The sequence below is a fragment of the bacterium genome (assembly GCA_024226335.1).
Classification (GTDB): Bacteria; Myxococcota_A; UBA9160; order SZUA-336; family SZUA-336; genus JAAELY01.
In genome coordinates, this window is record JAAELY010000440.1 from 36,909 (window position 1) to 60,886 (window position 23,978).

Annotated in this window: 25 protein-coding genes; 22 read left to right on the plus strand and 3 right to left on the minus strand. The window is 60.2% G+C overall.

Annotation, left to right across the window (positions count from 1 at the left end; translation table 11 throughout):
- Window positions 1–3 precede the first annotated feature (3 nt).
- The 16 genes from flhB (at window position 4) to GY725_21375 (ending at window position 13,761) form a co-directional block, all read left to right on the plus strand.
- A complete protein-coding gene (gene flhB / locus GY725_21300; GenBank protein MCP4006724.1) occupies window positions 4–1,068 on the plus strand; it encodes a flagellar biosynthesis protein FlhB in 1,065 nt (354 codons plus the stop codon).
- A gap of 41 nt (window positions 1,069–1,109) precedes the next feature.
- On the plus strand, window positions 1,110–3,125 hold the full coding sequence (gene flhA, locus GY725_21305; GenBank protein MCP4006725.1) for a flagellar biosynthesis protein FlhA: 2,016 nt from the start codon (window positions 1,110–1,112) through the stop codon (window positions 3,123–3,125).
- 52 nt (window positions 3,126–3,177) lie between these two features.
- Entirely contained in the window at window positions 3,178–4,410 is a 1,233-nt protein-coding gene (gene flhF, locus GY725_21310; GenBank protein ID MCP4006726.1) for a flagellar biosynthesis protein FlhF, read from the plus strand.
- Window positions 4,411–4,419: 9 nt separating this feature from the next.
- Complete coding sequence (locus GY725_21315) at window positions 4,420–5,259, plus strand: HDOD domain-containing protein (protein ID MCP4006727.1); 840 nt, start codon at window positions 4,420–4,422, stop codon at window positions 5,257–5,259.
- Complete coding sequence (locus GY725_21320; GenBank protein MCP4006728.1) at window positions 5,256–5,531, plus strand: hypothetical protein; 276 nt, start codon at window positions 5,256–5,258, stop codon at window positions 5,529–5,531. Before GY725_21315 ends, GY725_21320 begins: the two co-directional genes overlap by 4 nt.
- A 52-nt stretch (window positions 5,532–5,583) precedes the next feature.
- Complete coding sequence (locus GY725_21325) at window positions 5,584–6,282, plus strand: flagellar hook basal-body protein (protein MCP4006729.1); 699 nt, start codon at window positions 5,584–5,586, stop codon at window positions 6,280–6,282.
- 20 nt (window positions 6,283–6,302) lie between these two features.
- Window positions 6,303–7,076 carry a flagellar basal-body rod protein FlgG gene (gene flgG, locus GY725_21330; GenBank protein ID MCP4006730.1) on the plus strand — a complete coding sequence of 258 codons (774 nt, stop codon included), beginning with the start codon at window positions 6,303–6,305 and terminating at the stop codon, window positions 7,074–7,076.
- A 4-nt stretch (window positions 7,077–7,080) separates the two neighbouring features.
- Window positions 7,081–7,848, plus strand: coding sequence for a flagellar basal body P-ring formation protein FlgA (gene flgA, locus GY725_21335; GenBank protein MCP4006731.1), 768 nt, complete (start codon window positions 7,081–7,083; stop codon window positions 7,846–7,848).
- Window positions 7,848–8,597 (plus strand): flagellar basal body L-ring protein FlgH, encoded by a 750-nt coding sequence (locus GY725_21340; GenBank protein ID MCP4006732.1) that lies wholly within the window; start codon window positions 7,848–7,850, stop codon window positions 8,595–8,597. The genes flgA and GY725_21340 overlap by 1 nt, the downstream gene beginning before the upstream one ends.
- Window positions 8,597–9,694, plus strand: a complete 1,098-nt coding sequence (locus tag GY725_21345; protein MCP4006733.1) for a flagellar basal body P-ring protein FlgI — start codon at window positions 8,597–8,599, stop codon at window positions 9,692–9,694. Before GY725_21340 ends, GY725_21345 begins: the two co-directional genes overlap by 1 nt.
- 66 nt (window positions 9,695–9,760) lie before the next feature.
- Window positions 9,761–10,060: a hypothetical protein gene (locus GY725_21350; GenBank protein ID MCP4006734.1), complete on the plus strand. Its 300-nt coding sequence runs from the start codon at window positions 9,761–9,763 to the stop codon at window positions 10,058–10,060.
- Window positions 10,057–10,557 carry a flagellar protein FlgN gene (locus GY725_21355; GenBank protein MCP4006735.1) on the plus strand — a complete coding sequence of 167 codons (501 nt, stop codon included), beginning with the start codon at window positions 10,057–10,059 and terminating at the stop codon, window positions 10,555–10,557. The genes GY725_21350 and GY725_21355 overlap by 4 nt, the downstream gene beginning before the upstream one ends.
- 2 nt (window positions 10,558–10,559) lie before the next feature.
- Complete coding sequence (gene flgK, locus GY725_21360; protein MCP4006736.1) at window positions 10,560–12,071, plus strand: flagellar hook-associated protein FlgK; 1,512 nt, start codon at window positions 10,560–10,562, stop codon at window positions 12,069–12,071.
- An 11-nt stretch (window positions 12,072–12,082) separates the two neighbouring features.
- Window positions 12,083–13,060: a flagellar hook-associated protein 3 gene (gene flgL / locus GY725_21365; GenBank protein ID MCP4006737.1), complete on the plus strand. Its 978-nt coding sequence runs from the start codon at window positions 12,083–12,085 to the stop codon at window positions 13,058–13,060.
- Between the two features lie 3 nt (window positions 13,061–13,063).
- The gene (csrA, locus tag GY725_21370; protein ID MCP4006738.1) at window positions 13,064–13,315 is read left to right on the plus strand and encodes a carbon storage regulator CsrA; all 252 of its coding nucleotides are present in this window, start codon (window positions 13,064–13,066) and stop codon (window positions 13,313–13,315) included.
- On the plus strand, window positions 13,312–13,761 hold the full coding sequence (locus GY725_21375; protein ID MCP4006739.1) for a flagellar assembly protein FliW: 450 nt from the start codon (window positions 13,312–13,314) through the stop codon (window positions 13,759–13,761). Before csrA ends, GY725_21375 begins: the two co-directional genes overlap by 4 nt.
- Here GY725_21375 and GY725_21380 read toward each other — a convergent pair.
- Window positions 13,694–15,178, minus strand: a complete 1,485-nt coding sequence (locus GY725_21380) for a sodium:solute symporter family protein (GenBank protein MCP4006740.1) — start codon at window positions 15,176–15,178, stop codon at window positions 13,694–13,696. The two genes, GY725_21375 and GY725_21380, sit on opposite strands and share 68 nt — an antisense overlap.
- Window positions 15,175–15,408 carry a hypothetical protein gene (locus GY725_21385; protein MCP4006741.1) on the minus strand — a complete coding sequence of 78 codons (234 nt, stop codon included), beginning with the start codon at window positions 15,406–15,408 and terminating at the stop codon, window positions 15,175–15,177. The genes GY725_21380 and GY725_21385 overlap by 4 nt, the downstream gene beginning before the upstream one ends.
- Window positions 15,409–15,851: 443 nt before the next feature.
- Between GY725_21385 and GY725_21390 the strand changes: the two genes are divergently transcribed.
- From GY725_21390 to GY725_21415, 6 genes are read left to right on the plus strand one after another with little or no spacing between them, the layout of a single operon-like run.
- A complete protein-coding gene (locus GY725_21390; protein ID MCP4006742.1) occupies window positions 15,852–16,673 on the plus strand; it encodes a TIGR03619 family F420-dependent LLM class oxidoreductase in 822 nt (273 codons plus the stop codon).
- Window positions 16,674–16,686: 13 nt separating this feature from the next.
- Window positions 16,687–17,532, plus strand: coding sequence for an LLM class F420-dependent oxidoreductase (locus tag GY725_21395; protein MCP4006743.1), 846 nt, complete (start codon window positions 16,687–16,689; stop codon window positions 17,530–17,532).
- Window positions 17,533–17,583: 51 nt separating this feature from the next.
- Complete coding sequence (locus tag GY725_21400) at window positions 17,584–18,393, plus strand: outer membrane lipoprotein-sorting protein (GenBank protein ID MCP4006744.1); 810 nt, start codon at window positions 17,584–17,586, stop codon at window positions 18,391–18,393.
- A gap of 24 nt (window positions 18,394–18,417) precedes the next feature.
- Window positions 18,418–21,159 carry an MMPL family transporter gene (locus GY725_21405; protein MCP4006745.1) on the plus strand — a complete coding sequence of 914 codons (2,742 nt, stop codon included), beginning with the start codon at window positions 18,418–18,420 and terminating at the stop codon, window positions 21,157–21,159.
- 45 nt (window positions 21,160–21,204) lie between these two features.
- Window positions 21,205–21,861, plus strand: coding sequence for a carboxylate--amine ligase (locus GY725_21410; protein MCP4006746.1), 657 nt, complete (start codon window positions 21,205–21,207; stop codon window positions 21,859–21,861).
- Window positions 21,858–23,333: a hypothetical protein gene (locus tag GY725_21415; GenBank protein MCP4006747.1), complete on the plus strand. Its 1,476-nt coding sequence runs from the start codon at window positions 21,858–21,860 to the stop codon at window positions 23,331–23,333. The genes GY725_21410 and GY725_21415 overlap by 4 nt, the downstream gene beginning before the upstream one ends.
- A gap of 68 nt (window positions 23,334–23,401) precedes the next feature.
- Here the strand turns inward: GY725_21415 and GY725_21420 are convergent, their stop codons facing one another.
- Window positions 23,402–23,806 (minus strand): hypothetical protein, encoded by a 405-nt coding sequence (locus GY725_21420; protein MCP4006748.1) that lies wholly within the window; start codon window positions 23,804–23,806, stop codon window positions 23,402–23,404.
- Window positions 23,807–23,978 lie beyond the last annotated feature (172 nt).

The window sequence follows — 23,978 nt, forward strand, 5'->3', positions numbered from 1 at the left end:
GCCATGGCAGACGATCTCGAAAAGACAGAGGAACCTACACCGAAAAAGCGCGCCGAGGCGACGCGCGAGGGCAGTATTGCGTCGAGCCAGGAGGTGTACACCGTCGCCAATCTGCTCGCGGTCGCGACAGTACTCATGTTTCTCGGCCCGAGGGTTCTCCAGAAGGCCATCGTGGCCTTTCCGCGTCTCTGGGAGCCACCCACTGAACTCACAGTCGACTCGGCGGCGCAATTGCTTCGCCAGGCATTCTCAATCGCTGTGGTCGTCTTGATCCCCGTGTTTACGGCCACCGTAGTGGGAGGCCTGGGCGCTGGACTACTACAGACGCGAGGCAATATCTCGCCCAAGAAAATCCGACCCAAGGCCTCAAAAATCAGTCCGATGAAGAACGCATCGCGCGTCTTCAAGAAGACGATGGTCATCGAACTCCCCAAGTCAATTTTGAAGATGAGTATTACGGGCGCTGCCATCGCATTCGCGATCTGGCCAAACTTCGCGGAGTACCGTGGATTGCAACAGCTCCCCCTGGTCCTGGCGGTCGCTTTCCAGATGGACGTCGTTCTCAAAGCTCTGCTCGCGGGCGCAGTTGCGCTGATTCTGGTCGCAGCCATCGACTATTCCTACCAGCTCTGGCAGACGGAAAAGAGCATGAAGATGACCAAGAGCGAAGTCGCAGACGAGCACAAACAGAGCCAGGGTGATCCGATGGTCCGCAGTCACATGCTCAGCATGATGATGGATCGCAGCCGACAGCGCATGATGGACGCCGTACCCAATGCCGATGTGGTCGTCACGAACCCGGAGCACATCAGTGTGGCCATCCGCTACGAGCGAGGCGAGATGGTCGCGCCCATCGTGGTGGCCAAGGGAGCGGGCTTCCTCGCCTTGAAGATTCGCGAACTCGCACGCGAGTCGGGAGTCCCCATCGTCGAGAATCGTCCCCTTGCGCGCACCCTCTACCGATCCGTGAAGATCGGACAGATCATTCCCGAGTCCCTCTTTCAGGCTGTAGCCGAGGTGCTTGCCTACATCTATCGCGTGGATAGCCAGCGAGGTCGAGCGTGGTAGCTGCTACGGAACAGCGAAACGCAAACGTAACCGGACAGCTCATGCTGGGCGGAGGGATCGTCACCATCCTGGCGATCCTGCTCGTCACCTTGCCACCGGTCTTCCTCGACCTGGGGTTGACGATCAATCTGAGCGTCGCTCTCCTGATCCTGCTGGTGGCAGTGTTCGTCAGGAGACCGATCGACATCTCCGTCTTCCCGACTGTTCTTCTGCTGGTCACCTTGTATCGCCTGGCCCTGAACATCGCTTCGACACGCCTGATCCTGCTCAATGGGGATCGAGGAACCGCGGCAGCTGGAAACGTGATCCAGGCCTTCGGCGAATTCGTCGTCGGTGGAAACTTCGTAGTCGGTATCGTCGTCTTCTTGCTCTTCGTGATCATCAATTTCGTGGTCGTCACGAAGGGCGCCGGGCGCATCGCCGAAGTCGCAGCGCGCTTTACCCTGGATGCGATGCCCGGCAAGCAGATGGCCATCGACGCGGACCTGAACGCCGGCATGATCAACGAGACGCAGGCCGTCCAGCGCCGCAAGCAAATTCAGGAAGAAGCGGACTTCTACGGAACGATGGATGGTGCCAACAAGTTCGTTCGAGGCGATGCGATTGCGGGCTTCCTGATCACAATCGTGAACATTCTCGGCGGTCTTGCGATCGGCACGATGCAAAACGACATGAGCTTCGCCGAAGCCGCCGGTACCTACACCCTCCTGACGGTGGGCGACGGGTTGATCTCGGCGGTGCCCTCGCTGCTGATCGCGATCGCTGCAGCCGTAATCGTCTCCCGCGCCGGAACCGACAGCGATCTTTCTGAAGACATCCGAAGCCAGTTCTGGGACAGCCCGATTCCGCTCGCGGTGAGTTCAGCGGTCCTGGGTGCTTTAGCATTGGTACCCGGATTGCCGACTTTCTCCTTTGGTATTCTTTCTGCCGGACTGGCATTGGGCGCCTATCAGCGTTCGCAGGCCGAGAAAGGCGCGGCCGGAGTACCCGAAGAAGAAGTGCAGGAAGTCGCACCCGAACGGCCGGCCGACCTCCTGCAACCTCCCGACTCTCTCGAACTTCAGGTGGGTTACGGACTGATCGACCTGGTGGATCCGAACAAGAACGGGGAACTGCTCGATCGCATCCGCACGTTCCGACGCGAGTTCACCACACAGATGGGCTTCCCGGTGCCCCTGATCCACATTCGCGACAATCTCCGATTGGGTGCAGAGGACTACGCCATACTCGTGCGCGGTGTTCGCACTGGCCACGGAAGCGTTCTGTCAGACCACCTACTCGCAATCGCGCCACCCGGTGGCGGCCCGGCGCTACCAGGCATCGAGAGCAAGGATCCGACCTTCGGCCTGCCCGCATTCTGGGTGAAGAACGATCACAAGGACCAGGCACAGACCTCGGGCTATACGGTCGTCGATCCGGCGTCCGTGATCATGACTCATCTGACTGAGCTGATCCGGCGGCACTCCTCCGACCTGCTCGGACGTCAGGAAACTCAGGAGATGCTCGATGCTGTCGCACAGACGCTACCGAAGCTGGTGAGCGAAGTCGTTCCCGAAATCATCCCGCTCGGCGGAGTACAAAAGGTGCTCCAGAGCCTGCTGCGCGAGTCGGTTCCGGTCCGTGACCTGCCGACGATCCTGGAAGCAATCGGCGATTACGCGCCGAAAACTAAGGATCCAGAGCTTTTAACAGAGCTGGTTCGCGAGCGATTGGCAGCCCAGATTTCTGCGCAGCTGGCGCCAGATGGCAGCATGGGTGTCCTCGTGCTCTCCCCTGACATCGAACAGATGATTTCAAGTTCGATCCAGCGTACGGAGCACGGTACTCTAATCACGCTCGATGCAGGATCGATTGCGAAGATCGTCGGAGCCATTCGTGAATCCGTGTCAAAGGTGAGTGTGCTGAATCCCGACCCAACCATTCTCTGCACCCCCGATCTGAGACCACATGTTCGGAAGATGGTCGAACGCTTCCTACCGCGCTGCGGTGTGATCTCGGCGAACGAGCTCGCACCCAATCTTCAGGTGGAGTCCATCGGCACGGTGAATCTGTCCTGAAACAACGTGCTGAGTCCCGGCAATGCAAGTAAAAACCTTTGAAGCAGTAGACATGAAACAGGCACTCCGCCTGGTGCGCGAGACCCTCGGCCCGAGCGCGGTCATCGTCTCGAGCCGATCATTGCGCAAGGATGCGGGGTTGTTCGGGCTGCTGGGACGCAAAGTCCTCGAGGTAACTGCGGCCGTCGAAAAATCTCCAAAGGCAACACCTATCGAGGTTCCGGGATCCCGAACTCCGAATCTTGACTACAAGAATCTCGACCACAAGAAACTCGGCCGCACGAATCTCAATCGCACGAAGCGAGATCCGAGCGGAGCCTATCAGGACATCTGGGCGATGAAGCAGGCGATCGACCCGGTACTCGATGAAGTTCGCTCCCTGCGGGAGGCCGTCGGCAGTCTCGAAGAGCAGGCGGGTTTCCATCCAAGTGAGTTGCGTTCGGATCTCGGTCAGATCCGTACGATGCTGGCATCGATGGCCGGTGCGGGGACTCTCGGGGCAGATGAACAAGGAGCTGCAGCACAGCGCCTGTTCTACTTCTTGATGGGTCGCGGACTCGACGAACCGCTGACGCGCTCTCTTGTGCAACGCGTGGTCGCGAAGGTAGAGACGGGATCACTCGGCGACCTGGATCGCCTGAAACTCAACCTGGCAGCGGAGATGCGCGCTGATCTCTCACGCGCGGAACGTGGAAGTCCGGCCAGCCGAGTACAGGTTTTTATCGGACCGACGGGCGTCGGCAAAACCACCACGATCGCAAAACTGGCGGCTCGCGCGGCGCGCTCGGGTGAGGACGACGTCTTGATCATCACGACGGATGTGCACCGCGTGGCAGCCGTCGAGCAAATGCTGCGTTTCGGCGAAATGATCTCCGTGCCCGTAGAGGTCGCCTTATCTCCTGAAGAACTCACGCGCCGTATCGACGCCGCCGAGGACAAGACCTGCATCCTGGTCGATACCGCGGGACGAAATCACCGCGACTCTCTCGCCATGCGGCAGCTTTCTCCCTGGCTCGAAGCGGCCGGAGATGCTGAAGCCATGCTCGTACTCTCCGCCGCCATGCGACCGGCCGATTCTCGGGAAATCATCGACGCGTACGATGAACTTCGCTGGTCGCGTTTGATCATGACCAAGCTGGACGAAACGCGAGTGTACGGAGAGCTGTACAACTGCGTCGTTCGCAGCAATCGGCCGCTGGCCTGCATCTGTACGGGCCAGTCTGTTCCCGAGCATCTGGAGTCGATCGATATTTCGGGAATTCTCCGCAAGGTACTTCACGGATAGAGGTCAATTTTGCCGAACGCCGCACACGTTTTCGTCGAACACGCCCGGGACCTTCCGGTCATGCCCCCGGTCGCAGCAGAAGTTCTGCGCCAGGTGGAGGATCCGGACACCGATATCAACAACCTCGCCGAACTGATCACCAGGGATGCGGGGCTGGCAATGCAGGTACTCAAACTCGCGAACTCCTCGCTCTACTCCATGCCTCGCGAAATCGAGACGCTCCCTCAGGCGATCGTGCTTCTCGGCTACTCGACCCTGCGGTCAGTAGTCATCGCCGCTTCGCTCAAGGACGTGTTCGCGAATTTCGGACCCACTGAGCGCCTGCTCTGGAATCACGCCAGTGCGGGGGGTATTACAGCCTCGTCATTGGCGGAACAAGTGACGGGATTGCGCAAGGAAGAGGCCTTCCTGGGCGGACTGCTCCACGACATCGGCAAGCTGGCGATAATTGCGAAACGAAGTGATGCCTACCAGGCCGTCGTACTCGCCGTGGAAGCAGGAGAGAGCGATGCGATCAGCGCCGAACGAGAGGCCTTCGATTTCGACCACGCACAGGTCGGGGGCTTGCTCCTGGACAAGTGGGGTGTCTCTGAACGACTCGCACAGGCGGTAAGCGCGCATCACGATCCCGAGAGTGCTCCGGAAGAGGCCAGGCCGCTCGCAGCACTCATTCAGATCGCCGACATCTTATGCCACACGCTCGGGTATGGACGTCCAGAACCCGCTAAGGGGCTTCCGATACTCAGTTGTGCGGGCGCACATATCCTGGGTCTTCAGGACGCCGATCCAGAGGAACTGATTGCCAGTACCAAGAAAGCCTACGAAGATGGGCAGGAGGTCTTCTCATGATGATGAACGACACCCTCCGCGCACTCGAACCCGTAGAACGACCGATTCGATCCGTAAGAGAGCGTCGCGAGCAACCGCACCGCGATCGCCGTTCGAAGCTTCCGCTGGACGATGAAGACGGCGCTCAGCCGGGCAGATCTCCAGAGACCACGACACCGCCCGCGAAACCCGACGACGCTGAAGAGCATCGGATCGACCTGGTTGTGAGCAGTTGCTTTCTGCCCACCCGGCAGATCCTTCCCGGGTCAGCGAGCGCAACACTGCCGCACTGAAGAACCCGGCTGACAGCGTCGCCCGGCATCCCGCTTGCACACTTAGCGGACCATGTCTTCAGGACTCTACATTGGATACTCAGGTGCATCGACGAGCCGACAGCAACTCGATGCGATCGCGAATAACGTCGCAAATATCTCGACCGCGGGGTTTCGGCGAGACACGACACGCTTCGACACGGTCCTCGCGGGGGACCTGAGCTTTGCACGCACCCCTGAGACCAATCTGGATCTCTCACCGGCCAGCAATCGGCTGACTGGCGACCCACTCCAGGCAGCCGTCGAGGGCGACGGATTCTTCGTCGTAGAAGGCGCCGATGGCGGCGAGTACTACACACGCCGAGGAGACTTCCGTCTGGATTCACGCGGGCGCCTCGTCTTGCCGAACGGCAGACCAGTTCTCGGAGCAGGAGGCGAGCTGATCGTCCCTGATACTCAGAAGGGAACGTTGACCGGGGATGGTCGCCTCATGACCGAACTGGGAGAGGTCGGACGGTTACGCATCGTGCGCTTCGAAAATCCCGGGTCCCTTTCCAAGGCGGGTGAGAGTCTGATCGCGGCTCAACCAAAGGCCGGGCTAGTTGACGTAGAAAATCCTGCGCTCGCAGTGGGCTTCGTGGAGGAGTCCAACGTCAATGTTGCGGCAGAGATGGTCTCACTCATCGAGGCCTCGAGGATCTTCGAGGCGGCGATGAGATCGATCACGATCAACGACGAACTCACACAGAAACTGATCCAGAGCCAGACGTAGTAGCACCGGGGAGAGATTGAATGAGCAGTTCCGCAATGTTCACCGCCGTGACGGGCACCGTCGCACAACAGGTCCGTATTGATGCGATCGCGAACAATCTGGCGAACATCGCTACGACGGGCTTCAAACGGGTGCGTCCACAGTTCGAAGATCTTCTGTACGAGACGGTGCGTCCACCCGCAGAAGAAGGAGATTCACCTTCAGGTCTGCAGTTCGGACGAGGCGTGCGGGTCGTTTCCACGCAAACCATCCACACACCCGGTTCATTGCGCCAAACGGGTCAGGCTCTGGACATCGCGATCGAAGGAGCCGGGTTCTTTCCAGTTCAGCGTCTCAACGGTGACACAGCCTACTCTCGCAGTGGTGCGTTCCAGCTGGATTCTTCGGGAAACCTCGTGAACTCTTCGGGTCTCCCGCTTTCGCCGCCGATCACGATTCCCGACGACGCGACAAACATCACGATCACCAATGATGGCCGGGTGCAGGTCGCCCAATCGGGGAGTACTTCGACAACAGAAGTCGGGCAGATTCAGCTCATGCGCTTCTCGAACCCAGGTGGCCTGGAGGCGATGGGGCAGAACCTCTTCCGCGAAACCGAGTCATCCGGATCACCGGTCTCAGGGAATCCAGGGGAAGACGCGTTCGGTCAGCTGGCCCAGGGTGCACTCGAGGAGGCGAACGTCAACATCGCCGAAGAACTCGTGAACCTGATCGTGGCGCAGCGCGCCTTCGAAGCCAACACGCGTGTGATTTCGACCGCAGATGACATGCTGCGCTTCGTAACGCAGAGGTAACCCAATGCACCGCGCTCTGCTCGGTATTCTGCTTTCGCTCTGCGCCGCGCTACCCGCGTCGGCCGAAGAGGTTCAAACCGCGCCGGTGGATCGCGAGGTGCTTCCGGAATTCGTTCGAGATCGCTTCGAGCAGGCTCTTCGACATCGCATGCCGTGGCCAGAACAGAACGTCACCTTGGAAAACTGGAACTTGCCAAACGCCTTCATCGTGCCTTCTGAGCTCGGTCGCTTGCGCCTGCTGTTTCGGGATGGCGAGGACTTCCTGGGACGAGTCAGTGCGCAACTCGAGTTCTCCAGCAGCTCAGATACCGGCACGAAGAGCATCCGTCGCGGAGTGAGCGCCGATGTAGTCGTGCGGATTGCCGTCGTCGTGACCAGCTCGGCGCTGCGCCGGGGAACCTCCCTGGGGGTACCCGAACTGCGCCACGAAACGAGGGACCTGCGCCAACTTCCGCGCGACGTGATCACGAATGCCGAGTCCGTCTACGGCCTGCGACTCGCGAGAAGCCTGCCGGAAGGCCACGCCTTGACGCATTCTCATCTCGTGGCAGAACCGCTGATACGACGCGGTGATACCGTGCGCGTCGACGCCCTTGGTTCTGGCCTGGAACTCATGATCGAAGCTCGCGCTCTCGAAGGCGGGGGGCTCGGGCAGCGCATCCGGCTCGAGAATCCCGGAACGCGAAAGCGTTTTCATGCGGAGATCACCGGACCGGGTCAAGCTCGGCTTACTCGACCCGGCAGTGCACCCGCGGCAGTCGGAGCTCGCTGATGCGACGTTTCTGCATCGCTACCAGCGCGGCGATTCTGTTTGCGGCCTGCGCGAACATCGAAGAACTGCCTTCCCTGGTCGAAAAGCCCCCGGCTCTGCTCGCACCACCCGAGCCTCTGGTCGAAGCGCCAAGACCCGCCGAAGGAGCACTTTGGAGAGGTGACCAGTCACGTCGCTTCCTGGCCTTCGAGAACCGCGCGAAACGCATCGGCGATCTGGTGAGCGTGATCATCCTGGAGGAGGCCTCGGCCGAAAACGAGGCCAAGACCGAACTCGATCACTCTTCTGCGTTCGATGCGACGCTCAACAGCGATGTCGCGCTACAGACCCTGGTCACACGACCGATCCGTCGAATCCTCGGGCTCCTGGGTTTCACCGACCAGAAGAACGACGCAGATCCCAGCACTGAGCTATCGATCATCGAATCCAGTGCAGAGACTTCCTACGATGGCGAGGGAAAACTCGAGCGCAGCGCCTCGTTCACCACGAAGATCGCGTGCGTCGTTACCGACCAGACCGAGTCGGGCCTGCTGCACATTCAGGGCGAACGACACCTGACGATCAACGGTGAAACACAGATCATCCAGTTGAGTGGTTTCGTTCGCCCCGAAGACATCCGCATCGACAATACGTTGCCGTCCGAACTGATTGCAGCGGCGGACATCCGCTACGGGGGCGTTGGCCTCGTCAGCGAGCAACAACGTATGCCCTGGCTCTCGCGCCTTCTGCGCCTGGCCCTGCCGTTCTGATGTTGCGTTTCCCTTCCGCGATCGCGTTCTTGCTGCTTCTTCTGACACCGATCGCAGAAGCCGCACGGATCAAGGACCTGACTGACTTCCAGGGAGTGCGTTCAAATCCCTTGATCGGATACGGATTGGTCGTCGGCCTGCAGGGAACAGGCGACTCCGCTTCGACCCTGTTTGCGAACCGTTCGCTCGCAGGGCTGCTGGCGAAGCTGGGAATTGTCGTCGACCCCGCGTTGGTCAATGTCACGAACGTCGCAGCCGTCATGGTAACCGCCCAACTGCCACCGTTCGCACGAATGGGCGAAGCTCTCGATGTCACGGTCTCTTCGATCGGGGACTCCGGGAACCTGCAGGGCGGAACACTACTGGCCACTCCCCTGCTCGGTGTCGATGGAGAAGTCTACGCACTCGCGCAGGGCCCGGTTTCAATCGGCGGTTTCTCCGCACAGAGCGGACAGGGCGATGTAGTTCAGAACAACCATCCGACCGTCGCTCGCATCCCGCGAGGTGCGTTGGTCGAAAAAGAGATCTTCCTATCCCTGGATGATCGTGAACAGATGCGACTGGTGCTCCACGAGAAGGACTTCACCACCGCTGCGCGCATCGCAGAAGCGATCAACAAGTCGATACGCGCCAAGGTCGCTCATGCCACGGACTCCGGCAGCGTAGATATCCTGATACCGGAAGGCTCTCGTACGAACGTAGTGCCCTTCCTGGCGCAGGTTGAAGACATCGAAGTCATTCCCGATCGGACCGCCGCCGTCGTGCTCAATGAACGAACTGGCACGGTAGTGATCGGGTCTGATGTCCGCATCTCAGCCGTTGCGATCTCGCACGGGAGCCTGTCGATCCGCATCTCCGCACGCACCGAGGTCTCGCAACCTCCGCCCTTCGCGGAAACCGGCAATACGGTCGAGTTCAACAACGACGAAATCGTGGTGCAGGAACAAGGCTCGAATCTGGTCGTGGTCCAAGGCGTGACGATTGGTGAACTGGTGCGCACGCTCAATTCAGTGGGTGCGAGCCCACGGGACCTGATCGCGATCCTGCAGGCGATGCGGGCCGCCGGTGCGCTGCAGGCAGAGCTCCGCCTCATATGAACAATTCAACTTATCTCGGAAACCCTCCGATACAGCTATCGCACGAATACGGCCAGGTGTAGACGGATGGAAGCGATCCTCGAAATTCCGGTCAACTCGCAGATCAAAGCAGCGGGCGAACCGATCAGCGGCACCTCTCAGGCAGATGCCGCGCAGCAATTTGAAGCCTATATGCTGAAGTACCTGCTCACACAGATGCGCAAGACGGTCTCCGACGACGGACTTTTCAGCGGCAGTTCCATGCGCGGCTACGAGTCGATCTTCGACGAAGCTCTGACAGGCCGGGCGGCGGAACGCGGCTCGTTCGGTTTGGCGGATCAGTTGCTGAGACAGTGGGGAGCAGACGATGGGGGAAGCGGATCGTGAACGCGACCCTGACCCGACTCGTAGACACGCTGGATGCTGAAGCGGTGACCGTTGCAGAACTGGTCGAGTCGTTGCAACAGGACCAGCAGCGCATCGTGAAACACGATATCGCCGGCCTCGAGGCGAGCAATCTGCGCAAGGAAGAGTGCATTCTCCACTTCCAGATGCACGAGCGAACGCGTCTGGAACTGACTCGTGAACTCGGTTCGGAACTCGGCCTGCCCGCCGATCAGGTTCGTGTCTCTACACTGTGCCCACTTCTCGGACCTGACGGTGAGCAGCTCGAATCCACGGCCGCAAAGCTGAGTGCACTCGTCTCGAGCCTGGATGATCTGGCCGCAATCAGTCGCGGTTTTCTCGAACAATCCATCCTGGGCATTCGCGGTCTGCTCAACCTGATCCAGACGCTGCAATCACCGGCTCCCGGAACCTACGATGCTTCCGGGCGACACGCGGTCGGGCAACCCGGCCCGGTCAGTGTGCGACGGGAGGCCTGAGAGTGAGTATCTTTGCCGCACTCTCCATCGGTCGCCTCGGCCTGACCGCGCAATCACGAGCGCTCCAGGTCACGGCCAACAATATCTCGAACGTCAATACGCCCGGGTTCACGCGACAGCGGGCGGTATTCGAGCCGATCTCCAATGGTGTGCTCTCCTCTGGATTCTCGCCGGGCTCGGGCGTAATCGTACCGACAGCTGAACGCATTTCCGACGCGACCCTCGAGGCACAGCGTCAGTTCGAACGTCAGCAGCTCGGAATGGACGAAGGTATGGAGAGAGGCCTCTCTCGCATCGAGGGCATCTTCGAAGAACTCGGTGGCGAAGGCATCAATACGACGCTCTCTCGTTTCTTCGCCGGTCTGAACGATCTCGCGAACGACCCGGGGAATACGGCCGTGCGCGACACGGTGGCCCGTGCGGCAGAGACGCTGATCAGCCAGATATCGGATACCGATCAACGTCTCAATCAGCTTCAGCTCGACGAGAACACCAAGATCCGACAGTCTGTCATCGAGGTCAGCGATATTTCCAGGGACATCGCCTCGCTGAATCGCCAGATCTTCCTGAAGGAAACCGGAGATGGGCAGGCCACAGCCAGCGGACTCAGAGACCGGCGAAATGAGTTGCTAAATCAGCTCGCAGAGGAAATCGATTACACGAGTTTCGAGCGGGATGACGGGTCGATTGCGGTATTCGCGGCGGGAGGGTTCCTGCTGGTCGATGGCGATGAGAGCGCGAGCCTCGAAGTTCAGACCGGTGGATTCGGCAATCCCCTGTTCTTCGACGTGTTTCAGAACCTGGGCGGGTCGGTCAACGGCCCGATCACGTCCCGCATCAGCAGCGGGCAGATCGGCGCCTCGCTCGCGCTGCGAGATGATCGCGTTCAGGCGTACCGCAACTCCCTCGACGAGTTCGCGTTCTCTCTGGCCGACCGGATCAATAGCGTCCACTATCAACCGGGTACCCCACCGGGTGCGCTTGGAATGGGGGACGCCACCTCCCGGCGCATGTTCATCGACGCACGCCAGCCTGTCGTAGCCGAGGGCGCAGCACCGGTACAGGTAGCGGGACTCGCGGGCGCCCTCAGACTCCACCCCGACATCGTCGCGAATTCGCGCCATATCGCCACGGGCGCGGGCCCGTCCGGGGGAGGGCCGGCCCTCAAGGATGACAACCGGATCGTCCTGGCGCTTGCGAATGTCGAAACCCTCGACACTGCATTTTACGCGGTGGGGGATACGGCGGGTTCTCCCACGGGAAGTCCCGCCACTCTCGGAGCCTTCATGGACAGCTTGTCCGGTTCACTCGGCTCCGAACTACAGAGCGCCCGACGTTCAGTCAGCCAGAGCGAGTTGATCGTCGCGGAACTCGACGATCGACGTGGCGCTCTATCGGGCGTATCCCTCGACGAAGAAGTCGCCAATCTCGTGCGCTACGAACGCGCATACCAGGCGTCGGCCCGTACGATTTCGACCATGGATGAACTACTCCAGGACCTCCTCGCGCTCTAGGCGGACACACTATGGCTTTTCGAATCAGTGACGACACTACCTTCCGAAACTCGGTGCGAAACTCGCGTTTCGCCCGCTTTGAACTCTACAAACTACAGGCGCAGCTCAGTTCAGGAAAGCGCATCAACTCCGTTTCGGACGACCCCTCGGACGCTTCGCGCATCCTCGCCCTGCGGCGCTCCTCGGCGCAGGTGGAACAGTACATGCGCAACGTCGACGCAGCGACTGCGCGTCTCGAACCGATCGAACAGGTCTTGAGCACGGTCACGGATCTTCTCTCTCATGTCCGCGAACTCACGGTCTCCGCGGATACGGAGACGCCCCAATTCGATCTGATCAAGTCCGAAGTCGAAGAACGTTTCGACGAGCTTCTGGGCCTGGCGAATACGCACTTCGGCAACGGCTATCTCTTTGGTGGCTTCGACTCCGCCAGTGCACCGTTCACTCAGACCGGGGCGTTCGTAGAGGGTACGGTCGATCTGGTCAATCCGGCGATCACGTTTGGAGGCGACTCCGGTGTCGTCAAGATTCAGATCGGTGAAGGCTCGACCATTGATGCGAACGTGTCCGGCGCTTCGGTGTTCATGGGAGACTTTGACGGTGACGGGAGCACCGATGCGGGAGCTGTAAATCTTTTTGCTCTGATTCGCGATGTACGCAACCGACTCGAGGATCCGACAGTCGCCGGTGACCCGGTTTTTGGAGGAACCAATCCCGGACCATCAGAAACCCTCGACGATCTGGACAACGCGATTGATCAGATACTGGCCATACGGGGTGGCGTCGGTGGCCGTTTGAATCGACTCATCACAACGAGCAACCAGTTCGAAGGTTTGAAGATCACGCGCGCCGCCGAGCGTTCGACCCTCGAAGACCTGGACATCATCGCTGCGGCCTCCGAGCTCTCGGTACGGGAGAACACCTATCAGGCTTCACTCGCCGTGACCGCCCGGATCATTCAACCAAGCCTGCTCGACTTTCTGGGCTGATCCATGCTCGTTCTTACCAGACGATCCGGCGAATCCATCCGCATCGGCGACGACGTGACGGTGCGGGTCGTGGAAATCCACAATGGGCAGGTGCGTCTGGCCATCGAGGCGCCGCGTTCGATACCTGTCCACCGGGAAGAAGTCTACCGCGTTGTGCGGGATGAAAACGTAAGAGCTGCGAGACTCAGTCCCGACGCAAACCCATCCAAGCTATGGCCAAACAAACAAGGTAACGACGAGGGAAACAGGTCATGAGAGAATTCGACTCTCCACGCTTCGGCCTGATCGAGGTCGAAAACGACAAGCTGATCGTCTTCGAAAAGGGGCTTCCGGGATTTCCCGACTCTACTGAGTTCATCGTCATGGACCATGACAAGGAAACTCCGTTGAAATGGCTCCACTGCGTGAACCATCCCGAGGTCGCATTCCTGATCGTCAACCCGACACAGGTCCTGGCGGGTTACGAATTCGACGTACCTCGCGAAGTCCTGGAGGCAGTGGGCTTCGACAAAGGAACAGACAATCCACTGGATCTCGTCGTCTTCGTGATCATGAACGTGGACGAAACGGAACTTACGGCAAATCTACGCGCACCCGTGATCGTTCACATGAAGACCCGGCGCGCACATCAAATCATCCTGAACAATCCTGAACTCCCGCTGCGTCACCCGATCGAAGCGACGGCACCCGAGGCGGAGTAAGCGATCCGAACCAGACAATGGTGATATTGATGAAGAGGCTCAGCACGCCGACGTGGAAGCCGTAGATTCGCTTCGTCCCCGCAAGGACGCAGACAACTGCGATACCCGTCCCGACCAGGAGCCCGAGCAAGGTGGGACCGGGACGCGTCTTCTTCCAGTGCATGGCGAGCATGAATGCGGGAACACACTGGATCAGAAGTTCCATCTTCAACTCGATGAGACGCCAGAGACTGATGCTGCGGTTCATCGCCAGTAGAATCATGGCGATCAGCACACCCGCTGCGATGCGCTTGCCCAGTTTGGTGGTCGCCGGATCCTGTCTCGATCTTCCCAGAAGGTCTTCGGCGATCAGAGATCCGAGTGAGAGCAAGACGGAGTCGGCGGTCGACATGATCGCGGCCAGCGCGCCAATGAAAACGACAATGGCCGCGATTGAGGCGAGCGGACCGGCCGTTGCCCACTCTTCGAGCAGACGCGGCATGACGGTATCGGCCTGTGCCGCGACGAGATCAGGAAATCGCGTAATGGCGACCAGGCCGATCAAGGTAACGACGAAGGTCGTGGTCAAGGGCATGAATCCCATGATTGCGAAAGCGCGCTTCAAGTCCGTACCGCTACGCGCAGCGTAAATACGCTGGATCGCCTGCGGATAGATCACGCTTGCAAGACCGAGCAGGAGCACGGTACTCAGCCAATTGGCGCACTCCGTCGCGTCGGGAACGCGGACGGCTTCAGGACGCAGGCTCGCGATTGTCAGAGTCACCTGCTCCAGCCCACCCGTTGCACCGAGCAGCCAGACCAGCATCGAAACCAGACCCACGAGCATGAGGATGCCTTGTGCGGCGTCCGTCCAGGCGACAGCACGCATTCCCCCAAGCGTCTCGTAGAACAGAATCAGCAGTGCAAGACCGACGACACCGGCTTCATAGGGAACGATCCCATCGGTCACGAGTTCGGTCAGTTCTCCCATGGCCTTCAGTTGCGCGAACAGGAAGTTCGCCAGCGCTGCGATCATCAGAATCGCTACGGCAATCAAGAGACGTTTGGCCAGTGCATCGCCGCCAAAGCGATACTTGATATAGTCGCCGGGCGTCACGAATCCGTGTTGAACGGAGAGCAGCCGAAGGCGTGGCGCGAGCGCGTGAAATACCACGATGATGGACATCATGAAACCCGTGGCCATGATCCAGGAGAAGCCGCGGCGATAGGCTTCACCCGGGTAGCCGAGCAGGGAGTTGCCACTGTAGGCCGTGGCGTAGAGGGTCAGGAGAAGCACGAACACGCCCAGTTCACGCCCCGCCAGAAAGTGGTCAGATGGACTCAGGTCGCGACGCGCCCGGCGCGCGAACTCGGCCACACCGATCAGCCCGAACAGATAGATCACGAGGGCGATGACGCCGAGCTGTCCGAAACTCACGAGTCCCCCCGATCCGCGCCCGGATCTTCGTCGGGAATATCCGTGAGCAGCCAGGCGATCATGTTCAGTACGGCCACCGCCGCATAGCAGAAAAGCGCGACCGCAACCCAGTCGGGCAGTCCGAAAACCAGACTCGGCATCTGTCCGGTCTCTCGGTACCAGGGGATCGACGCGATGTACAAGACGGCGATCACCAAAAGCAACGAGATTCGAAGTCGCGATCGACTCATCGGAGCGTTGCGCCCTCTAACTGCTGCCCCGCATCGCGAACGCACGCCGCAAGAACGCGGAAGAAGTCGAAGGCGTTTTCGGGCATCTGCATTGCGAGTTCCTTCCAGCGCGCCCCCTCGAGCGTAAGCAGCCGCGAATCACATGATGCGACCACGGTAGCGCTACGCCTGCCATTGTCGAGCACCGCAATCTCACCAAACCCGCTGAAGTGAAATTGCTCAGATCGCCCTCCTCGCAAATCACTTTGGCGCGAACGTAGCCGACTTCGATGAGTGACTCGTGCATGGTTTCAAGCTGGGCAAACGCCAGGTTCGCGAGTTCTTCCAGGGCATTGCCCCGGGAACGATGCGCCAGAGTTGAGAGGCCAGCCCGAGCATCAATTCCGCCGGAGTATACTGTTCCCTATCTAATTAGAACCTCGGATTCCGGGAGCGACCCATCGATGAAGCTCGGAATAGCGGTGCGCTCCATGGGACCGCAGGCAACTGCCCAAACGATCCTGGCCTGCGCTGCGAGCGCGGAAGCACTGGGATTGCACGAGATCTACGTCCAGGATCACATCGCGATCCCACCCGACCAGGCCGAAGGCTCGGACGGCCGCTACCTCGACCCGCTGACGACCCTGGCGTTTCTCGCGGCACGGACCGAGCGTATCGGACTCGGAACTGGAGTCTTGATTCTGCCGTATCGCCGCATGCTTCCGACCGCAAAGGCGATCGCGACCGTCCAGGAACTCTCCGGGGACCGCCTGGTGCTGGGCGTGGGTGCAGGCTGGATGAAGCCGGAGTTTCGCGCACTGGGCATCGAGATGAGGAATCGCGGACGAGACACCGACAGAGTTCTCGCCTTTTTGAAGCGTTGTTTCGACGGAGACGAGGTCGAAGAATACGGTCAGCGTTTCCTCTTCCGGCCGCGCCCGACTCGACCGCCGATTCTCGTGGGCGGCGCCCCGCCCCACGCGCTCGAACGGGCGGTGGCCCTGGGCGACGGATGGATGCCCATGGCACGCAGTCCCGACGATCTGATCGCACCCATCACACGATTGCGGGAACTCGCAGCTCAAGCCGGTCGACCCGAGCCCGAGGTCGCGGTCCTGACCGCCTTGCCCCTCGACGATTCGCAGCGGGCCCTCGACACCGCGCTGGCCTATCGTGAGGCGGGCGCCACGCGCTTGTGTCATGCCTCCGGACGCTATTCGGACGCAGCGGAGTTCCGCACCATCGCCGAACGACTAGCTGGCAAGATCCTGCCGGTGATCAGCTGAACGGGAGTTGACTGTGAAAATCGGCCTATACGGAATCAATACCGGAGCCTGCGCGGAACCTCAGACCGCGATCCGGGTCGCGCGCGCCGCGGAAGATGCGGGCTTCGAGTCCCTCTGGACGGCCGAGCACATCGTGCTACCCGACCCCCAGGTGCCGCCCTCGCCTGCACCGCCCGAACTGGCATTTCTCGATCCAGCGGTAGCCCTTTCGTTCATCGCTGCGAAAACCCGGAACATCCGGATCGCCACCGGCATCGTCATCCTTCCGCAACGAAATCCCGTAGAACTGGCCAAGCAATTGGCGAGTCTCGATATCGTTTCAAATGGCCGGCTGATCTTCGGACTGGGTGCAGGCTACCTGGAACCAGAATTCAGGGCACTCGGCGCGGATTTCGAAAATCGCGGCGCGCGTACCGACGAGTACATCGAAGTCCTGAAAACACTCTGGACCCAGGAGAAGCCGCAATTTGAAGGGAGCTTCTGCCAGTTCGGTGGCATCCAGTCCCAACCACAGCCGCTGCAGAAACCCCACCCTCCGATCATCATCGGCGGCCAGAGTCCTCCGGCCTATCGTCGCGCAGTGCTGCGTGGCAACGGCTGGTATGGCTTCGCGCTCGATATCGAGGCAACTCGCAAGGCCCTCGCAGGGCTGAGTGAAGCAGCCACGAAAATCGACCGCCCCGCAAAACTTGGCGCACTCTCTCTGACGATCACTCCGGTCGGTCCGATCGATATCGACCAGGTGAGGCGCTACGAGGATCTCGGCGTAGAGCGACTCGTCCTGCTGGCCTTCGGAAAGGAGGATGCACAGGTCGCATTCGTGGAAAAGACCGGAAATGAATTGGTGCGGGCGGGCTGAGTTCGCCCTCGATCCGCAGATTTTCGGCAACCTGCTAGGATAGCTACACTAATGGAATGTTTTCGAACCCCTGAGATCATCGTCGGGCTATTCCTCAGTCTCTGCCTTGCTGCAGGTCCCACCTCTGCAGAGCCACTGAAATCCCTCGAAGATGTCGACGCCTGCATCCACGCGAACATCCCGAAGAAGACCTCCGTTCAAACCATCGAGTTCGTGACCCGCGACAAGCTCGCATTCGAGAGAACCACGCGCGGGAAAATCTACGCCAGGCGAGCAGACGACAGTCTGCGCCAGATCCTGATGATCTTCACCCGTCCACAGGATCTGCGCGGCACCCAGTACCTGATGCTCGAGGCAAAGGATCATGTTCCCGATATGTACATCTACACACGGGAGCTGCGAAAGGCAAAGCGCATAACGGGACGCTCTGCTTCGGGAAGCATGTTCGGCACTGATTTCTCATTCGAGGACTTCCAGCGCATGCAACTGCTCAACCAACCGGGCTCCTCCAAACTGCTCGAAAACACTGTCGTCATGGATCGGCCGGCCTACGTAATCGAGACGAAACCGGACCCGAGCGAAAAATCCAGCTACGAGGCGATCACTGCCTACTGGGACCAGGAGACGTGCGTCGCCTTGAAGACGGAGTCCTACGAGCGCGGACACCGACTGCGCAAGGTTCTCACGTGCGATCCAGAGCAGATTCAGCAACACGAGAACATCTGGGCCTGCCAGTCTGTATTGATGGAAGATATTCGCGACGCGACTCAGACGCGACTTCTCATCGAAACCATGGAAGTCGGTATTCCGATCAAGAACCGAACCTTCAGCGTGACGGGATTGGGCAAGAACGTACGCTAGGCGCGAGCTGCGGAGGTCGGATCATTGGAACGCATCATTCGGTTCATATCCGGTCATCCCTGGATCGTGATAAGCCTCGCGGTCCTGGTCACGGGTTTCTCGCTGACCCGCTTCTACGACCCCTACGAAGGACGACTGCTGGTCGGCTATGACCCGTCCACGAACAGACTGCTGCCCGAAGGTGACCCAGGGCGGGAATTCTACGAACACACGCGCGTAGTATTCGGCAGTGACGAGACCATCCTGGTCGTTTTGCACGCAGACGATCTGTTTACGAGACAGAATCTGGAGACGCTGCGAATTCTGACCGAGAAACTCGACCAGGTCGAGGGCGTACATCACGTTACATCTCTTGTAACGGCTCAGAGCATCCGCGGCGATGCGGAGGGGCTATTAGTCGAGCCACTGTTCTACGAGGTCCCTGAGGATCCCGAACACATCGCCGAGTTGCGCAGGCAGGCGCTCGACAATCCGATCTTTGCCGGGAATCTGATCTCCAAGGATGCGACGACGGCCGCCATCCAGGTCCATTTCCTCGACTTCGATGACGCCGATTTCTTCGAACGCGGTATCGATGCAGAGATTGCCCGCATCGCACACGAGAACAAAGGCAATACAGAAGTCTGGATCACCGGCGCACCCCATATCAAAGTCGCGAACCAGATCACGCAACGCGCCGAACTCCAGCGCAATGTTCCGCTGATCCTGGTAATCCTGGGAGTCGTGCTCGCGTTCTCTTTCCGCTCGCTACGCGGTGTACTCCTGCCGCTGGTGACAGTGGTCGTGGCCCTGATCTGGACAATGGGTGTCGCGGGTGCGGCGGGACGACCCCTGAACCAGGTCACGGTATTGGTTCCGTTGTTGATCCTGATTCTGGGTCTATCGTACTCGGTGCACGTCGTGTCCGAGTTCTTCGACGAGGTCCGTGAGGATCCCGAGTCGAGCGCCGCCGAATCGATGCGTCGGGCGTTGATGAAGGTCTGGCTGCCGGTATCACTGACAGGCCTGACGACGGCTGTGGGTTTCCTCTCGGTTCTGCTCACTCCGATCGCCGCAATCCGCGAGTTCGGCGCCTTCTCCCTGACGGGAGTAATCGGGTCCGTCGTCGCTTCGCTTACGATCACGCCCGCCTTGCTGATCGCTTTGGGAAAACCCCGAGCTCTCACGCGTGCACGCGAAGAAGATGCTCGCGAAGACCTGTTCAGCCGATTTGCGGGTATCGTTGCAGAAGTCGTTCTCAGTCGCAGACGACAGGTATTCTTCGCTTTCGGGCTGGTCTTCATCGGTTCGATCATCGCAACCACCCAGATGCGAGTGAGCTCGGACAGCATCAAGAGCCTGGCCGCCGATCTCCCGGCACGCACCGATTTCGAGGCCATCAATGAACATCTCGACGGTGCGACCGCATTCAACGTCGTGATCGATGCCAGCTATGTCGACGCGTTCAAGGATCCCAAGAACGTTCGAGAGGTCGAGAAGCTCGCGCAATGGCTCAGGAAGCACCCGGATATCGGCGGCACCACCTCACTGGTGGACTTCGTCAAGATCATGAATCGCGGCTTCAACGAAGACAATCCCGAGTACTTCGCGATTCCGGAGAGCAAGCGAATGCTCTCGCAACTCATGTTCTTCGGCGCGAGCGACGACATGGAGCGTTTCGTCGACTCACGCTATCAACTGGTCAATATCGTGCTGCGCACACCCCTGGTCGACGCAGCTGATCTCCGCGTGCTCTCGGGCGAGATCGAGAAACGCCTGAAACTGCTCCCCGAACACATGAGCGCGACGGTTACGGGAAACGCGATCGTCATGCAGCGCATGATCGACGACCTGATCCGTGGCCAGGTCATGACGGTAGGCGGTGCACTGATCGTCATCTACGTGATCCTTTCCCTGCTCTTTCTGTCGCCGATGAATGGCTTCATCGCCCTGATTCCGAATATCGTGCCCGTCATCGCCTATTTCGGAGCGCTCGGACTCACCGGCATCCCGCTCTCGATCACCACGAGCATCGTCGCTCCGATGGCCCTGGGAATCGCGATCGACGACACCATCCACTACTTCGCTCGTTTCACCGAAGACGCGAAACGACTTGCCGACGAAAAGCGTGCGACGCGGCATGCTCTGCGCACGGTCGGACGGCCTGTCACCTACACCACGATCTCTGTCGTTCTGGGCTTTCTCGTACTGACACAGAGCGATCTGCTGAATCAGGTGCACGTCGGCCTGATGGGCGCCTTCACGCTGGCCATCGCGTGGCTGGTCGACTTCACCCTGACGCCCGCGCTCTGCTCCGGCCTGCGCGTCGTCACCCTCTGGGACACGCTGCGACTCGATCTGGGCGACGCGCCTCAACAGACGATTCCCTTGTTCCGCGGACTCTCGACGGCGCAATGCCGCATTCTGGCTCAGATGGCCAGCATGCGACGCGTACCTTCAGGTCAACCACTCCTGCGCTCAGGGGACGAAGGTCAGGAGATGTACTTGATCATCGACGGGACCCTGGAAATTTCTATCGACGGCCAGGAAGGGCGCATCGTACTGGCGCAGAGCACTCGCGGAGATCTCGTGGGTGAAGTCGGGTTCTATACGCGGCGCCGGACCGCAGATGTCGAGGTCCTTGAAGATGCGCGATTGTTGCGCCTGACCCAGGGGAGCCTGGAGCGGATTTCGAAACGCCGGCCTCGCCTGGCTGCCCGCGTGTTCTCGAATATGAACTCGATCCTGGCAGATCGCGTCTCGAACACCACCGACCACCTGCGCTAGACGCCACCGGGTCGCTTGCACTCTCAGGTGTTATCCTCGCCGCCCATGTCCTACACGCTCTCCGAATTCGAATCGAAGCAACTCCTACGCGACGCGGGTATCGGCATCCCTCCCGAGCACCTGGTCACGTCGGCTGAGGCAGCCGTCGAGACGGCCGAGCAGGTCGGCTTCCCCGTTGCGCTCAAACTCTGCGGTCGCAGAATTGCGCACAAGACGGAGCGCGGACTGGTCAGCCTGGGGCTTGCAGATGCGGCTAGCGTGCTCGCCGAAGCCAAGCGACTTCTCGCCGAGCGACGCCCCGAAGATGGCGAGACAGGTCTCCTGATCTGCCCCATGGTGAGCGGCCGCCGCGAATTGATTGCCGGCCTGATACGCGATCCGCAATTCGGTCCCTGCGTAATGCTCGGTCTTGGAGGCATCTTCGCAGAAGCGCTCGAGGACGTTGCGTTCGCCGTCGCCCCCCTGCAACGCGGTGAAGCCGAAGAACTGATCGATGCTTTGCAGTTCGGAAAGATACTTGGCTCGTTTCGGGGTGAACCGGCGCTCGACCGCAAAAAGCTTGCGCGCATACTCGAAACACTGGGCAAGATCGGACTCGATCGACCCGATGTCCGTTCGATCGACATCAATCCACTGATCGTTTCGGGCCAGGATCCCACCATCGTCGACGCGCTGGTGGAACTCGAAGGATCATCGACGTGAGCGCAATCCTCGACCGACTTCGCCCGCTCTTCTACCCGCGCGGCGTGATCGTCACTGGAGTCTCTGCACATCCGGGCAAGTTCGGAACCGTGGCCTTCCACAACCTACTGGCCTACGGATTCGATGGTGAGGTCTTCGGCATCAACCGTGAGGGTGCCGAAGTACTGGGCCGCAAGACCTATAAGAGTGTCTCCGAAGTCCCCGAAGGTCACGCCGATCTGGTCTTCATGTGCACACCCAACAAGATCAATGAAGACCTGCTACGGGAGTGTGCAAAGGTCGGGGTTCGAGCCGCATTCGTGGCCTCTGCGGGTTACGGGGAAGCGGGGGAAGAGGGGCGCGAGATGGAACGTCGCCTCATCGCACTCGGCGAGGAACTCGGCATCGTGATCGCGGGACCGAATGGACAGGGTTTGATCTCGACGAAACTCTCCATGTGCGCACAGATCGTCGCTCCCTACCCACCCGCGGGACCGATCTCTCTGGTCAGTCAGAGCGGAAACCTGGCTTCGAGCTATATGAATTACGGTTGCCTCACCGACATCGGCTTTTCCAAAGCGGTATCCAGTGGCAACTCCGCGCAACTCGAACTCGCCGACTATCTGGAGTACTACGCCGAGGACCCGGAGACGAGCGTGAGCCTGGCCTATCTGGAAGGAGTAGAGGACGGTCGCCGCTTCCTGGACGTGGCCCGCGCGCACACGCTCCGCAAGCCACTCGTAGTCATGCGTGGAGGCGCTACGAGCGCGGGCAAGAGCGCGGCCTCGAGTCACACCGGTGCCCTGGCTTCAGATGACAAGATCTTCAGCGGAGTATGTCGGCAAGCGGGCATTGCTCGAGCCGAAACCATCGAAGAGGCCTTCGAAGCAGCGGCATCTTTCGCCACACAGCCGCTACCACGAGGTCCGCGCACACTGATCTTCACCGTCGCCGGAGGTTGGGGTGTGCTGACCAGTGATGCCTGTGTGCAGGCCGGTCTCGAACTCATCGACTTGCCCGACGATCTGCGCGCGACGATCGACAAGATGGTCCCTGCGCGCTGGAGTCGCAGCAATCCGATCGACCTGGCGGGCGGTGAGACCCGCGACACGATTCCCGAAGTGCTCGAACTGATGGCCGCACACGACGAGATCGATGCAATCATCTACCTGGGTATCGGTATTCAGGCTTCACAAGCCCAGGCGTTCAAGGACGGACCGTTCTATCCGGACTTCGGACTCGATCGCATCGCGGGCTTCCACGACGATCAGGACCGACGCTACGCCCTTGCAGCTGCGGAGGCCAGCAAGCGCCACAGCAAACCGATTCTCTGCGCGACTGATATGGTCTATACCGATCGCGCATACGGAAATCCCGGACCTCTGGGAGTGACGGAATCGGGGCGTCTCACCTCACCCTCCGGACACCGCGCGGTCAAAACTCTGTCGCACATGGTCCGCTACTCGCGCTACCGCCAACGCGTAGACGGCTAGCCTCCGCGAATCACCACGGCACTTCTGCGACAGCTCATCTCTGCGCTCTCCCGGGAGAAACCACGAGATCAGATCGGGCTACGGTTGGCCATCGCCGCATCGGCATCGGCGCGACGGGTTTCTGCATCGCACTGAGCTTTCCCGACCAGTGTGTAGTCAGCGGCAAAAGACTCCCGGAGTTGTCCCGCTTCGTCGACGAGCCAGAGCATCGCCATCCGTCGGGGAACGGGTACGCGATCGACCGGTAGGAGCGTGCCGAATACGACATCCCATATCGGTGTGGTCACACCGTGCGCGCGGCGAGGATTGCCGAAATGATGAGCGAAATGGCTCTTGCGTAGCCAGCGGCCATACCCCCCGCGAGGCGGGTGGGTGTGTGCCCGTCGGTGTAGAACCTCGTAGAGCAGATACATCCCGATCAACCCGGCAGTGAACGAGAGTCCGACCCGGACACCGCCTGCGAAGATTCCCATCGGAAGGACGGGCGCGATAGCCGCCACAGCAGCTAGGGAATCTCTGCACAGGGAGGATTCGAGCGAGAAGCGGGAGTCGCCGCCTGAGCAAGAAGCGTGATCCGATCGCAGATCCGTAGATCTGCAGAGGGTCGCGCGACGCAGCGCAGGCGGATGCATCGAGCTTCGCAGC

Coding starts and splice junctions, on each gene's coding strand:
- flgG (MCP4006730.1), top strand. CDS start 6,303: ATGAGCAGTTCCGCAATGTTCACCGCCGTGACGGGCACCGTCGCACAA.
- GY725_21420 (MCP4006748.1), bottom strand. CDS start 23,806: ATGGGAATCTTCGCAGGCGGTGTCCGGGTCGGACTCTCGTTCACTGCC.
- flgA (MCP4006731.1), top strand. CDS start 7,081: ATGCACCGCGCTCTGCTCGGTATTCTGCTTTCGCTCTGCGCCGCGCTA.
- GY725_21345 (MCP4006733.1), top strand. CDS start 8,597: ATGTTGCGTTTCCCTTCCGCGATCGCGTTCTTGCTGCTTCTTCTGACA.
- GY725_21325 (MCP4006729.1), top strand. CDS start 5,584: ATGTCTTCAGGACTCTACATTGGATACTCAGGTGCATCGACGAGCCGA.
- GY725_21320 (MCP4006728.1), top strand. CDS start 5,256: ATGATGATGAACGACACCCTCCGCGCACTCGAACCCGTAGAACGACCG.
- csrA (MCP4006738.1), top strand. CDS start 13,064: ATGCTCGTTCTTACCAGACGATCCGGCGAATCCATCCGCATCGGCGAC.
- GY725_21400 (MCP4006744.1), top strand. CDS start 17,584: ATGGAATGTTTTCGAACCCCTGAGATCATCGTCGGGCTATTCCTCAGT.
- flgL (MCP4006737.1), top strand. CDS start 12,083: ATGGCTTTTCGAATCAGTGACGACACTACCTTCCGAAACTCGGTGCGA.
- flhF (MCP4006726.1), top strand. CDS start 3,178: ATGAAACAGGCACTCCGCCTGGTGCGCGAGACCCTCGGCCCGAGCGCG.
- GY725_21410 (MCP4006746.1), top strand. CDS start 21,205: ATGTCCTACACGCTCTCCGAATTCGAATCGAAGCAACTCCTACGCGAC.
- GY725_21340 (MCP4006732.1), top strand. CDS start 7,848: ATGCGACGTTTCTGCATCGCTACCAGCGCGGCGATTCTGTTTGCGGCC.
- GY725_21350 (MCP4006734.1), top strand. CDS start 9,761: ATGGAAGCGATCCTCGAAATTCCGGTCAACTCGCAGATCAAAGCAGCG.
- GY725_21390 (MCP4006742.1), top strand. CDS start 15,852: ATGAAGCTCGGAATAGCGGTGCGCTCCATGGGACCGCAGGCAACTGCC.
- GY725_21375 (MCP4006739.1), top strand. CDS start 13,312: ATGAGAGAATTCGACTCTCCACGCTTCGGCCTGATCGAGGTCGAAAAC.
- flhA (MCP4006725.1), top strand. CDS start 1,110: ATGCTGGGCGGAGGGATCGTCACCATCCTGGCGATCCTGCTCGTCACC.
- flhB (MCP4006724.1), top strand. CDS start 4: ATGGCAGACGATCTCGAAAAGACAGAGGAACCTACACCGAAAAAGCGC.
- GY725_21385 (MCP4006741.1), bottom strand. CDS start 15,408: ATGAGTCGATCGCGACTTCGAATCTCGTTGCTTTTGGTGATCGCCGTC.